Origin of the sequence: Blastomonas fulva, assembly GCF_003431825.1 — a bacterium.
GTDB classification, from domain to species: Bacteria; Pseudomonadota; Alphaproteobacteria; order Sphingomonadales; family Sphingomonadaceae; genus Blastomonas; species Blastomonas fulva.
Genome location: NZ_CP020083.1, coordinates 3125414 through 3137158, shown reverse-complemented (window position 1 = coordinate 3137158; position 11745 = coordinate 3125414). Strand labels below are relative to the sequence as shown.

Sequence of the window (11745 nt, the reverse complement as noted above, 5' to 3'; positions counted from 1 at the left end):
ATCGACTGCGTAGCGATGGATACAGCTTTTCACCGTTACGCAGGAGATCATCCATGGCCAACCCGTCCGACCAGCAGAACGACCAGCACCCCAATGACGGCAAGGAATTCGGCGAAGGCAACTACAAGGCCGCGCAGAATTATCGCGAAGCGCAGGAAGAATTCGCCGCCGACAAGGACCGGGTCGCCGACAAGGCCCGCGAAGCTGCCGACGCGCTCGATGGCGCCGAAGCTGACGACCTCGCCAAGGCCGAAGCTGCGGCGCGCGACGGCCATTCGGCCTGATCTCCCCGGATCGACCGTGCTGCAAAGTGCGGTCCATCGGGACAGGGGACCGAATAGACCTAGCCAATAAGCGTCCAATCCCGCTAAGGCAGGCCGGATGGACGTTCATCTTACTTACAAGGCCACCGGACTGGTGATGGCAGGCGGCGCTTTGGGCGCCGCGCTGCGATTCCACGGCACGCAGCTAGCGGTGCGGCTGGGCCACACCGGCTATCCCTTCGCTACGCTTGGCGTCAACGTGATCGGCGGGTTCGCCATGGGTGTGGTCGCGGCGCTTGTTCTGCGCGGGCATGTGGGCGAGCCGCTGCGCCTTTTCGTTGCTGTCGGCGTGCTTGGCGGTTTCACGACATTTTCGGCCTTCAGCCTCGAGATGTTCCAGATGATCGAACGTGGACAGATGGCTCTGGCGCTGGGCTATGCGCTGCTGTCGGTCAGCCTGTCGCTTGCCGCGCTCGCTGCCGGATACGCCATCACACGGGGCCTGACATGAAGCCTCCTGTTGGCAAGACACCCGCAAGGCGTGCTGCTGCGCCCGCGCGCAAGCCCATGCCGGCGGCGCCCGCCGCGGCCATTCACGGCGCGAGCGAGGCACGCCAGTTCACTATCGATACCGATGACGACGGCATCCGGCTCGACCGCTGGTTCCACCGCCATTTGCCCGATGTGAATTTCAACCTGGTCTCGCGCTGGGCGCGCACCGGACAGATCCGTCTGGATGGCAAGCGCGTTGGCCCCGGCGACCGCATCGCCGCCGGCCAGACGATCCGCATCCCTCCTTCAGAGGTCGAACCCGAGCGGTCGGTGGCACGCGAAATGCCCAAGACGCTCTCCGACGATCAGATCGCCTATGCGCAGTCGATGGTGATCCACCGCGATCGCGCCGCTTTGGTTATCAACAAGCCGCCGGGTCTGGCGACGCAGGGCGGTACGCGCACCCATGCGCATGTCGATGGCCTGGGCGAGGCTTTGATGTTCGACAGCGCGGTTCGGCCACGGCTGGTCCACCGGCTCGACAAGGACACCTCGGGCGTGCTGCTGCTCGCCCGCACCCCGGGCAGCGCGGCCTATTTCGCCAAGCGCTTTGCCGGGCGCAACGCCAAGAAGATCTACTGGGCGCTGGTCGTCGGCGTGCCCGATATCTATTCGGGCCTGATCGAGCTGCCGCTCGCCAAGCAGCCTGGGACCGGCGGCGAAAAGATGCATGTCGACGAGGAAAACGGCCAGCCATCGCGTACCGCCTATCAGGTGATAGAGCGCGCGGGATCGCGTGCCGCCTGGGTCGCGCTCCAGCCCTTTACCGGACGCACCCATCAGCTGCGCGTCCACATGGCGGCGATTGGCCATCCCATCGTCGGCGATGGCAAATATGGCGGACAGAACGCGTTCCTGACCGGCACGATCAGCCGCAAGATGCACCTGCACGCGCGCCGCCTGAGGATCGCGCATCCCGATGGCCCGGCGCTCGATGTCACCGCCGAATTGCCCGAGCATTTCGCCGAATCGATGGAGAGCCTGGGCTTCGACCTGGCGCTCGGCGAAACCGCCTTTGCCGACGACACGCCCGAGCCCGCCACCCGCGAAGTCAAGAAGCAGCAGGCACGCGCACACGCCAAGACGATCCGCAAGGAACGGCGCGGAGAGCGCCGCAGCCGCTCGACCGCCGCTGCACCTGTCGGCAAGGGCAAGCCTGCGGGCAAGGCCAAGCCCGTTACCGGCGGCCCTGCCAAGCCGGGCGGCCGCACCAAGCCGGTCACTCCGCGCACCGCGCCGAAGCGGACACCCCGGCGCCCATGACGACGCGGCTTGCGATCTTCGACTGCGACGGGACGCTGGTCGACAGCCAGGCCAATATCTGCCGGGCGATGGAGATGGCTTTCGCCGCCGAAGGGCTGGGGCATCCGGACCATCACCGCGTCCGCCGCATCGTCGGTCTGTCGCTCGTTGAAGCGATGCGCGTGATGCTGCCCGAGGCCGAGCCGCATTTTCACGTCGTGCTTGCCGATCACTACAAGAACGCCTTTCACGAACTGCGCGGCAACGGCACGCTGCAGCAGGAACCGCTGTATGACGGCCTGACCGAACTGCTCGACCGGCTCGACCGGCAGGGCTGGATGCTCGCGGTGGCCACCGGCAAATCGGATCGCGGGCTCGACCTGTGCCTGACGCATCATGGTATCAAGCACCGCTTCGTGTCACTGCAGACCGCGGATCGCCACCCCTCCAAGCCGCACCCGTCGATGATCTATCAGGCGCTCGCCGATGCTGGCGCAGAACCGCATGCTGCGGTGATGATCGGCGACACCAGCTATGACATGGCGATGGGCGTTGCAGCCAACGTCCGCGCGATCGGGGTCGACTGGGGCTATCACGACGCTGCGGAACTGACCCAGGCGGGAGCGGACAGCATCGCCTATTCGATGGACGAGCTGTTCGATCATATCGCGCAGGGCGCGGCATGACCGCCGAAGATAGCCAGGCCCGCACGCGCTTCTTCGTTATCGGCGCGGTCCGGCTGGCCGGTGCCATCACCATCGCTCTCGCGGTCGCGATCACCTATGGCCGTATCAGCGGCGTCCCGCGCGAATTCGGGTATGGATTGCTGCTCTTCGGCATACTCGAAATGCTGATCGTCCCGCAGATCCTGGTCAAGCGCTGGAAAAGTCCCTCATCCGAATGATCGCAATATCATGAAGCGCTTCTACAAGACCGTTGCCACCCAGGCGGTGGCCGATGGCCATGCCCTGTTGCTGGATGGCCGCCCGGTAAAGACCCCGATGCGCCAGCCTCTGGTGGTGCCCACGCGCGCGATGGCAGAGGCGGTGGCGGCCGAGTGGGAGGGGCAGGGCGAGGAGATCGTGATCGCCTCGATGCCGCACACCGGTTTTGCCAATGCCGCGATCGACAGGATCATACCCGAGCCCGACCGGTTCGTGAGCGATATCGTGGCCTATGGCGAGACCGATACGCTGTGCTATCGGGCCGATCCAGGGGAGCCGCTGGCCGAACGTCAGCAGCGCGACTGGGAGCCCATCCTTCAATGGGCCGAAAATCGCTATGATATCAGGCTGGTGCGGGTCGCAGGGATCATCCATCAACCGCAAGCACAGCACAGCCTGTCCCGCCTGCAATCGGTTGTTGCTGCGCATGACGGTTTCGTCCTGGCGGGGCTGACGACAATTGCCAGCATCGGCGGATCGCTTCTCGCAGCACTCGCATTGCTCGAAGAAGCCTTTGATTCCGAAACAATTTGGCGTGCTGTTTGCCTGGAAGAGCTTTGGCAGGAAGAGCTATGGGGCGCGGACTTCGAAGCGCTGGAGACCCGCCGCCTGCGTCGGGCCGCGTTTGACGACGCCAAGCGCTTTTGCTCTCTTGCGCAGGACACCGGCGGGGAACGTTAGGGGGCTCCCGGCGTTCCTTCTTCGTTGCTGTCAAATCCATCGGTGCCGCAACCGATCTGTGTCACTGGCTTGCAAAAGCCTCGGGACCGGTTGCGTGCACGCCATCTCAAGGAGAAAATCCCCCATGATGAAGTCTGCGATTTCCGTACTTTTCGTTTCGAGCGCCATGGCGCTGGCTGGAGCGCCCGCGCTCGCACAGGACGCCGCCGCCGCTGACAGCGCCGCAACCGCACAGACAACGCAGGCGCCTGCCACGACGCTGACCCCCGAACAGGCCGAAGCGCAGAACAAGGCGATTGCCGATTTCACCGCCGCGCAGCAGGCGCAGGCCGCTGGCAACCACGCCGAAACAATCGCGAAGCTGGAACCAGCCCTGCCGGTGATCAAGGAAATCGCCGGACGGGACCCCGCGAACATCCAGAATGCCGGCTTTTATGCCAGCGCGCTGACGATCGTGGCAAACTCGCAGGGAGCGCTTGGCAACATCGACGCCATCGCGCCGCTGTATACCGAAGCTGCACCGCAGTGGACGAAGGTCTATCAGGCCGACAAGGCCAATGCGGGAGTGCGCGGCACCTTGGTGTCGATCCTCGTCAACTTGGGCAACTTCAGCCTGAACAAGCAGGACAAGGCTGCGGCCAAGCCCAATTTCGAGCAGGCGCTCGCAATCGCCAAGGAAGGCCGCGCGGCCGACCCGACTTCGGCTGATCTGGCCAATGCAGAATTCTCGAGCCTGATCGGTCTCAACCAGTCGACTGGCGAGGCGAGCTATCTCGAAGCCGCCAAGCCGCTGGGCGCTGAATTGCGCGAAAAGGGCACCGTCAGCGCGGCAAACAAGCCCGCTGTGGATGCGATCCTCGGCGCAGCCTGATCGCTACACCTAGATAAAGGAAAACCCCGCCGGATCGTCTCCGGCGGGGTTTTTCGTATCAGAAGCCCTCGTTTTTCTCGGCCTTTTCCGCCAGCAGCGGTGAGATTGTGAAACCGTGCTTCTTGAGCCCCTCGACGATCTTGGGCGTTCCTTCCAGGCCCGCCCAGAACATCGGGCCGCCGCGATAGACCGGCCAGCCATAGCCGTAGATCCACACGACATCGACGTCGGAAGCGCGCTGCGCCATGCCTTCCTCGAGGATCATCGCGCCTTCATTGACCATGGTGTACAGCGTCCGCTCGATGATCTCCTGATCACTGATCTCGCGCTTGGGCATGTTCGAGCGCGAGCGGAAGTCCTCGATGATCTCGGCGACGCGAGGGCTCGGCGTAGGATTGCGCTTCTCATCATAGTCATAGAAGCCCGCGCCCTTTTTCTGGCCCCAGCGGTCCTCGGCGCACAGCGCGTCGCGGATCGACTCGATGCGGGTGGGGTCACGGTGCCAGCCGATATCGACGCCCGCCAAATCGCTCATCTGGAACGGCCCCATCGGCATGCCGAACTCGACATGAACGCGGTCAATCTGCTCAGGCGTCGCGCCTTCCATCAACAGCTTGTTGGCCTCGACCTGACGCGGCATCAGCATGCGGTTGCCGATGAAGCCATGGCAAACGCCAGCCACGACCGCGACCTTCTTGATCTTCTTCGCCAGCGCCATGACGGTCGCGAGCACGTCGTCGGCGGTCTTGGCGCCGCGCACGACTTCGAGCAGCTTCATCACATTGGCAGGCGAGAAGAAGTGCATGCCCAGCACATCCTGCGGGCGACTGGTCGAAGCGGCGATCTCGTCGACGTTGAGATAGCTGGTGTTGCTTGCCAGGATCGCGCCGGGCTTGGCGATCGCGTCAAGCTTGCCGAACACCTCCTTCTTGACGTCCATGTTCTCGAAGATCGCCTCGATGATCAGGTCGCAATCAGACAGGTCATCCAGCGAGAGGGAAGGGGTGAGAAGCCCCATCGCCTTTTCGACCTGTTCGGTGGTCAGGCGACCCTTGGCAGCGCTCGCCTCGTAATTCTTGCGGATAACACCAACACCGCGGTTCAGAGCTTCCTCGGCCTGCTCGACGATGGTTACCGCGATGCCTGCCGACAGGAAGTTCATCGTGATCCCGCCGCCCATGGTGCCCGCGCCGATGACGCCGACCTTGGCGATCGGGCGCAGCGCGATATCGCTGGCGATGCCGTCAATCTTGCTCGCCTTGCGCTCGGCAAAGAAGATGTGGCGCTGCGCCGCAGACTGCGATCCAAACATCAGCTTCATGAACTCGGTGCGTTCAAAGTCGATTCCTTCGGCAAACGGCAGCCGGGTGGCAGCCTCGACACAGGCGATGTTGGCCGCAGGTGCGTCAAAACCGCGGAACTTGCGGGCGTTCTCCTTGCGGAAGGCCTCAATCGCGGCATCGTCGGGTGAAATCGTTCGCTCGCTGACGCGCGGGATCGGACGAATGGCCTTGACCTTTTCGGCCAACGCCAGCGCGGTGTCGAGCAGGGCGCCTTCCTCGGCCAGTTCATCGACCAGGCCCCATTTGTGCGCCTGGGTTGCGGAGATGGGATCACCCTTGGCGGTCATCTCGAGTGCAGCCTTGACCCCGACCACGCGTGGCAGACGCTGTGTGCCGCCTGCGCCGGGCAGCAGGCCCAGCTTCACTTCGGGAACGCCAAGCTTGGCCGAGGGCACGGCGACGCGGTAATGCGCACCCAGCGCTGTCTCCAGACCTCCGCCCAACGCGGTGCCGTGGATCGCGGCGATCACCGGCTTGTCGAACGCTTCGATCTTCGGGATCAGGTCAGTGAGGATAGGCTCAACCGGAGGCTTGCCGAACTCGGTGATGTCGGCACCTGCAAAGAAGGTCTGACCGGCACAGATCAGCACCACGGCCTTGATGCCATCATCGGCGGAAGCTTGCGTCAGCGCGGCATCCAGACCGACACGCACACCTGCGCCCAGCGCGTTGACCGGGGGATTGTTGGAGGTGACGATCAGGATATCGCCGCGTTTTTCGGTGGAAATCGGGGAGTCGGACATGACGTGTGTTCCTTGTGCTTATTCGACTGCGGCGTAGAGCATCGTCTTGATCTCTCGCCGGATGGGATAGGTGCTGGATGGCATCAGCTGGGTCATGAAAATCATCACGATGTCTTCGATCGGATCGACGAAAAATGCCGTCGAGAACATGCCGCCCCAATAGAAATCGCCCACCGATCCCGGGACGCCCGTAGCGGCGGAATCGATCGTGGTGGCAAAGCCCAGGCCGAAGCCCGCACCCGCATTCTCCGCCTCGCTGAAAAGCGCCTTGCTGTGCTGGGTCAGGTCGCCGCCACCGGGGAGGTGGTTGGAGATCATCAGGTCGAGCGTCTTGCGACCGAGGATCCGCACGCCGTCCAGATTTCCGCCATTGAGCAGCATCCGGCAGAAGCGATGATAATCCGCGAGCGTCGACGCCATGCCGCCGCCGCCCGAAAGCTGGCTGGGCGCGCGACCCCAGGCGGTGGTCGCGCCGGGATCGTACATCTTCATCTTTTCGGTGGGATGGAAGACGAAGCAATCGGGCACGCGGTCGAGCTTGCTCTCGGGAACCTGGAAGTGCGTGTCGACCATGCCCAGCGGCCCGGTGACCCGATCGGCGATGATCTGATCGAGCGGCTTGTTGTCGACCCGCTGCAGGATCGCCCCCAGAATGTCGGTCGAGATCGAGTAGTTCCACGACGTGCCCGGATCGAACTGCAGCGGGATACCGGCGAGAATGCGGACAAGCTCTTCCAGGTCGGGGCCGGCAAAGGCTTCCAGCTTGTGCTTGCGATAGGCCGCGTCGATCGGCGTGCGTTCCTGGAACCCGTAAGTGAGCCCCGAGGTGTGGCGCAGCAGATCGATCATCCGCATCGGCTGGCTGGTCGGCCGGGTGACGAACGGCTGGTTGCCGCCGCCCGAGACGAACACGCCCAGGTTCCTCCATTCGGGCAGGATGCGATGCACCGGGTCGGACAGCGCAATCCGGCCTTCCTCCACCAGCTGCATGAACGCGACCGACGTGATCGGCTTGGTCATGCTGGCGATGCGGAAGATCGCGTCTTCCTGCAACGGCTGGCCCGGTCGCGCTTCCCCCTGCAGCGACAGATGCGCAATCTCGTGCCCGCGCCCGATCAGCAGCGCAGCATGGGGCAGGCATTGGCTTTCCAGATATTTGCTGTTGATATGGGCGGGTATGCGCTCAAGCAAATGCTGGTTGAAGCCTAAGTCGGCCGGGTCAGACACAAAAATGCTCATCTGGAAAAATCCGTTGCTCCATGGGGGTTGTGAACTCAGGTGGCCGTCTGGCCGAAGCGTTGCCGGGCGTAAGGGTGCGAACTGGTGAGCCCGCCATCGACGACAAGCGCATGGCCGTTGACATAGCTGGACCGGTCCGACGCGAGGAACAGCGCGGCTTCGGCGATCTCGTTGGGGACGCCGCCACGCTGCATGGGGTTGAGCTGGCCGATCTTGTCCTCAAAGCCTTTTTCGCGCGCCTTGGTGTAGATGAACTCGGTCATGCCTGTCTCGATGAGGCCTGGGCAGATCGCATTGCAACGCACATCGCTTCCGGTCAATTGCTGCGCGGCGATGCGGACCAGATTGATCACCCCGGCCTTGCTGGCGGTGTAGGCCGGGCCGCCGGCGCCCGAGCGCAGGCCCGCCACCGACGCCGTGCAGATGATCGAACCGCCATTGCCTGCATCGGCCATGACTTTGCCGGCATGCTTGATCGCAAGAAACGGGCCGATGAGGTTGATCGCCAGGATGCGCTCCCACTCTTCCACCGTCTGGTCGAAGATGCCGTCGAACCCGCCCGAGATCCCCGCATTGGCAAAGAACACATCAAGCTTGCCATGCTGCTCGACCGCCTTGGCGACCAGCATCTCGACATCGGCTTCCTTGCTGACATCGGCCTGGATCGCGGTGATCGCATCGGGGTTCTGCGCTGCGGTCTCGTCCTGCTTGCCGGTGATGTCGCTGGCGATCACCTTGGCGCCGTGCTGAGCGAACAGCAGCGAACTGGCCCTGCCGATACCGCTGCCAGCACCTGTGACGATGGCAACCTTGCCCTGAAGATCCATGAAACTACCCCTCCTGATGCGGCTTGTCAGAGCGCCGCTGCGATTGTCGTGCCGCCATCGATGACGATGGACTGGCCGGTGATATAGGTCGATGCGTCCGATGCGAGAAACACCGCCGCACCCGCGATCTCGTCGGGCTGGCCGATCCGGCGCATCGGCGTAACACTGCGGATATGGCCCATCACCTGCTCATTTTCCCACAGCGCGCGCGCCATGTCGGTCTGAATCAGGCCGGGCGCGATGCAGTTGACGCGGATGTTGTCAGGCCCAAGTTCGACCGCCAGATTGCGCGCCAGCTGGAAATCGGCGGCCTTGGAAATGTTGTAGACGCCGATGCTGCCAGTGCCCTGCAACCCGCCGATCGACGAAATGATGACCACCGATCCGCGCCGGGCAGTGCGCATGTCGGGGATCACCATCTGGATCAGCCAGTGGTTGGACAGAATGTTGTTGTCGAGAATCTTGCGGAACTGGTCGTCGCTGATCCCGCTCATTGGCCCGTAATAGGGGTTGCTCGCGGCGTTGCAGACCAGAATGTCGACCGGGCCCAGCTGCGCGCGAGTCTGGTCGACGAGGTTCTGCAGGTCTTCCTTGCGCGAGATGCTCGCCGATACCGCAATCGCGGTGCCATCGCCATGTTCCGCGTTGATCTCGGCTGCGACAGCATCGCACGCATCCTGCTTGCGGCTCGAGATCACCACCTTGGCGCCCTGAGCCGCAAGCTTGCGCGCGGTTGCCGCGCCGATCCCGCGCGACGAGCCGGTGATGATGGCGACGCGGCCAGTCAGGTCGAAGCTGGAGATGGTCACTGCGCGCCGGCCTTCTTGGCGTATTCCCAGGCGGCCTGAGCGAGCGGGATCACGCGTTGCGCCATCTGTTCGGCCTGCGCGCTCGACGCGGTGCCGTCGATCACCCGCTTCTTGATCCCCTGCAGGATCGCGGCGATGCGGAACTGGTTGTAGGCGAGGTACCAGTCCATGTCGGGGACATGATCGAGACCGGCCTTCTCGACATAACGCGCGGTCGCCTCCTCGATGGTCGGGATGCCCAACGCCTTGACGTCCACCCCCAGCAGGCCGTTGCGCCCCTCGGCGGGCTGCACCCAGCTCATCAGAAAATAGGACAGGTCGGCGATCGGATCGCCCAGCGTCGAAAGCTCCCAGTCGAGCAGCGCGAGCACGCGGGGCTCGTCCTTGTCGAAGATCATGTTGTCGATGCGGAAATCGCCATGCGCGATGCCGAAGCCGCGCTGTTCGGGAACGGTCTTTTCCAGCCATTCGATCAGCTGGTCCATCTCGGGGATGGTCTCGGTTTCGGACAGGCGATACTGTTTGGTCCAGCGCGAGATCTGCCGCGCGCAGTAATTGCCCGGCTTGCCATAGCTTTCCAGTCCGATGGCGACGGGATCGAAGCTGTGCAGATGCGCCAGCGTATCGATCATCGCATTGTAGATCGCGGTGCGCTGCTCTGGCGTCTTGCCGGGCAGGGTGCCATCCCAATAGCTCGCGCCGTCAGTGAAGCCCATGACGTAGAACATCGATCCGATGACGCTGTCGTCCTCGCACAGGCCGTACTGGCGCGAGACCGGGAAGCCCTGATCGAACAAAGCCGCCTGGACGCGGTATTCGCGGTCGACGGCATGCGCCGATGGGAGCAGCGGTCCGAAGGGCTTGCGCCGCAGCACATAGGCAGCGTTGGGTGTCGTCACCTTGTAGGTGGGGTTGGACTGGCCACCCTTGAACTTGGAAAGCGACAGCGGGCCTGCGAAGCCTTCGACGTTCGCCTCAAACCAGGCGGTCAGGCGCGTCTCGTCGAGGCGGTCCTGTTCGGGCACTTCCATGGTGCCAGTCATCGTCGCCTGTGCGTCGATCTGATCCATAATCGCTGAAATCCTCACCCAATCAATTATATGTAATCACCGACCGCGCGGAATCGCCGATCCGCAGCGCATCGAACGCCTCGTTGATCCGCTCGAGCGGCATGCGTTCGGCAATGATGGTGTCGAGGTCAAGCATCCCGCGCATGTAGAACTCCACAAGCCGTGGAATTTCAACAGGAAAACGGTTGTTGCCCATCAATGCACCCTGCAGCTTCTTGCCCTGCAGCAGTTCCATCGCGCTCAACGACACCTTCTCGGCGAGCGGCATCATGCCGAGGATCGTCGCGGTGCCGCCGCGCCGCAGCACCTTGACCGCCATCGCCCCCGAGGCCGGACGCCCCACCGCCTCGATCGCGTGGTGGACGCCGCCTTTAGTCATCTCGATCACCTCTTCGGCAGCGCCCTCGGCGCTCGAATCGATCATGTCGGTGGCACCCAGTTTGTGCGCCAGTGCGCGCTTGTCCGCCACCGGATCGATCGCGATGATCCGCCCGGCACCTGCAATCTTCGCGGCGTTCACCGCTGCCAGCCCGACCCCGCCGCAGCCGACGATGGCAACCGTCTCGCCCGGCACCAGGTCGGCCGCGTTGAAGATCGCGCCCGCACCGGTGGTCACCGCACAGCCGATGACACAGGCCCTGTCGAGCGGCATTTCGGGATTGATCGCGACGCACGCATGCTCGTGGATCAGCATCATCTCTGCATAGGCCGACAGGTTGAGCATCTGGTTGACCGGACCGTCCTCCAACCGAAACCGGGCCGGTTCGCCCGGCTTGCGGCGGGTGTCTCCCCCCAAGCACAGCGACATGTGCCCGGTGACGCAATATTCGCAATGGCCGCAATAGGCGCTGAGGCAGGTGACCACCGCATCGCCGACCTTCGCCGTCGATACGCCATCGCCCACTGCCTCGACGATCCCGGCGGCTTCATGGCCGGGGATGAAGGGCAGGGGATGCGGATAGGAGCCGTCGACGAAGTGCAGATCGGATCGGCAAACCCCGGTCGCTGCGGTGCGGATCAATACCTCACGCGGGCCGGGCTTGTCGATGATGACATCGCGCACTTCCAGCGGCTTGCCGGGCTCAAAACAGATGGCGGCTTTCATCGTTGCTCTCCCAAGCCCTGTCACAAACTTGCCCCGTCTGACGCAGGGCTTTCCCT

Annotated in this window: 13 protein-coding genes; 7 read left to right on the top strand and 6 right to left on the bottom strand. The window is 63.7% G+C overall.

The window, feature by feature from the left end; all coding sequences use genetic code 11:
• The first annotated feature begins 53 nt into the window (after positions 1–53).
• The 7 genes from B5J99_RS14965 to B5J99_RS14935 all read left to right on the top strand — a co-directional run bounded on the left by B5J99_RS14965 (position 54) and on the right by B5J99_RS14935 (position 4553).
• Positions 54–284, top strand: a complete 231-nt coding sequence (locus B5J99_RS14965) for a hypothetical protein (RefSeq protein WP_117352838.1) — start codon at positions 54–56, stop codon at positions 282–284.
• A gap of 97 nt (positions 285–381) precedes the next feature.
• Complete coding sequence (crcB, locus tag B5J99_RS14960; protein WP_117352837.1) at positions 382–774, top strand: fluoride efflux transporter CrcB; 393 nt, start codon at positions 382–384, stop codon at positions 772–774.
• 56 nt (positions 775–830) lie between these two features.
• Positions 831–2078 (top strand): RluA family pseudouridine synthase, encoded by a 1248-nt coding sequence (locus B5J99_RS14955; RefSeq protein WP_245991886.1) that lies wholly within the window; start codon positions 831–833, stop codon positions 2076–2078.
• Complete coding sequence (locus B5J99_RS14950; RefSeq protein ID WP_117352835.1) at positions 2075–2743, top strand: HAD-IA family hydrolase; 669 nt, start codon at positions 2075–2077, stop codon at positions 2741–2743. The genes B5J99_RS14955 and B5J99_RS14950 overlap by 4 nt, the downstream gene beginning before the upstream one ends.
• Entirely contained in the window at positions 2740–2961 is a 222-nt protein-coding gene (locus B5J99_RS14945) for a hypothetical protein (RefSeq protein ID WP_069050044.1), read from the top strand. The genes B5J99_RS14950 and B5J99_RS14945 overlap by 4 nt, the downstream gene beginning before the upstream one ends.
• Before the next feature lie 10 nt (positions 2962–2971).
• Positions 2972–3682: an ATP12 family chaperone protein gene (locus tag B5J99_RS14940; RefSeq protein WP_117352834.1), complete on the top strand. Its 711-nt coding sequence runs from the start codon at positions 2972–2974 to the stop codon at positions 3680–3682.
• 124 nt (positions 3683–3806) lie between these two features.
• Entirely contained in the window at positions 3807–4553 is a 747-nt protein-coding gene (locus B5J99_RS14935; RefSeq protein ID WP_162892624.1) for a hypothetical protein, read from the top strand.
• Between the two features lie 58 nt (positions 4554–4611).
• Here B5J99_RS14935 and B5J99_RS14930 read toward each other — a convergent pair whose 3' ends face one another.
• Genes B5J99_RS14930 through B5J99_RS14905 form a run of 6 tightly spaced genes read right to left on the bottom strand, consistent with a single transcriptional unit; the run spans position 4612 to position 11689 of the window.
• Positions 4612–6639, bottom strand: a complete 2028-nt coding sequence (locus B5J99_RS14930; RefSeq protein ID WP_117352832.1) for a 3-hydroxyacyl-CoA dehydrogenase NAD-binding domain-containing protein — start codon at positions 6637–6639, stop codon at positions 4612–4614.
• Positions 6640–6657: 18 nt separating this feature from the next.
• Positions 6658–7878: a serine hydrolase domain-containing protein gene (locus tag B5J99_RS14925; protein ID WP_117352831.1), complete on the bottom strand. Its 1221-nt coding sequence runs from the start codon at positions 7876–7878 to the stop codon at positions 6658–6660.
• Between the two features lie 35 nt (positions 7879–7913).
• Positions 7914–8705 (bottom strand): SDR family NAD(P)-dependent oxidoreductase, encoded by a 792-nt coding sequence (locus tag B5J99_RS14920; protein ID WP_054135245.1) that lies wholly within the window; start codon positions 8703–8705, stop codon positions 7914–7916.
• 26 nt (positions 8706–8731) lie between these two features.
• Positions 8732–9508 carry an SDR family NAD(P)-dependent oxidoreductase gene (locus B5J99_RS14915; protein ID WP_117353539.1) on the bottom strand — a complete coding sequence of 259 codons (777 nt, stop codon included), beginning with the start codon at positions 9506–9508 and terminating at the stop codon, positions 8732–8734.
• A 2-nt stretch (positions 9509–9510) separates the two neighbouring features.
• Positions 9511–10584 carry a phosphotransferase family protein gene (locus B5J99_RS14910; protein WP_054135244.1) on the bottom strand — a complete coding sequence of 358 codons (1074 nt, stop codon included), beginning with the start codon at positions 10582–10584 and terminating at the stop codon, positions 9511–9513.
• Positions 10585–10606: 22 nt separating this feature from the next.
• Positions 10607–11689 carry a Zn-dependent alcohol dehydrogenase gene (locus B5J99_RS14905; RefSeq protein WP_117352830.1) on the bottom strand — a complete coding sequence of 361 codons (1083 nt, stop codon included), beginning with the start codon at positions 11687–11689 and terminating at the stop codon, positions 10607–10609.
• Between the last annotated feature and the right edge of the window lie 56 nt (positions 11690–11745).

What these genes read in the sequence shown, in the direction of transcription:
- B5J99_RS14940 (WP_117352834.1), top strand. Translation starts at nt 2,972, where the DNA reads ATGAAGCGCTTCTACAAGACCGTTGCCACCCAGGCGGTGGCCGATGGC.
- B5J99_RS14905 (WP_117352830.1), bottom strand. Translation starts at nt 11,689, where the DNA reads ATGAAAGCCGCCATCTGTTTTGAGCCCGGCAAGCCGCTGGAAGTGCGC.
- B5J99_RS14910 (WP_054135244.1), bottom strand. Translation starts at nt 10,584, where the DNA reads ATGGATCAGATCGACGCACAGGCGACGATGACTGGCACCATGGAAGTG.
- crcB (WP_117352837.1), top strand. Translation starts at nt 382, where the DNA reads ATGGACGTTCATCTTACTTACAAGGCCACCGGACTGGTGATGGCAGGC.
- B5J99_RS14945 (WP_069050044.1), top strand. Translation starts at nt 2,740, where the DNA reads ATGACCGCCGAAGATAGCCAGGCCCGCACGCGCTTCTTCGTTATCGGC.
- B5J99_RS14920 (WP_054135245.1), bottom strand. Translation starts at nt 8,705, where the DNA reads ATGGATCTTCAGGGCAAGGTTGCCATCGTCACAGGTGCTGGCAGCGGT.
- B5J99_RS14930 (WP_117352832.1), bottom strand. Translation starts at nt 6,639, where the DNA reads ATGTCCGACTCCCCGATTTCCACCGAAAAACGCGGCGATATCCTGATC.
- B5J99_RS14935 (WP_162892624.1), top strand. Translation starts at nt 3,807, where the DNA reads ATGATGAAGTCTGCGATTTCCGTACTTTTCGTTTCGAGCGCCATGGCG.
- B5J99_RS14955 (WP_245991886.1), top strand. Translation starts at nt 831, where the DNA reads ATGCCGGCGGCGCCCGCCGCGGCCATTCACGGCGCGAGCGAGGCACGC.
- B5J99_RS14950 (WP_117352835.1), top strand. Translation starts at nt 2,075, where the DNA reads ATGACGACGCGGCTTGCGATCTTCGACTGCGACGGGACGCTGGTCGAC.
- B5J99_RS14965 (WP_117352838.1), top strand. Translation starts at nt 54, where the DNA reads ATGGCCAACCCGTCCGACCAGCAGAACGACCAGCACCCCAATGACGGC.
- B5J99_RS14925 (WP_117352831.1), bottom strand. Translation starts at nt 7,878, where the DNA reads ATGAGCATTTTTGTGTCTGACCCGGCCGACTTAGGCTTCAACCAGCAT.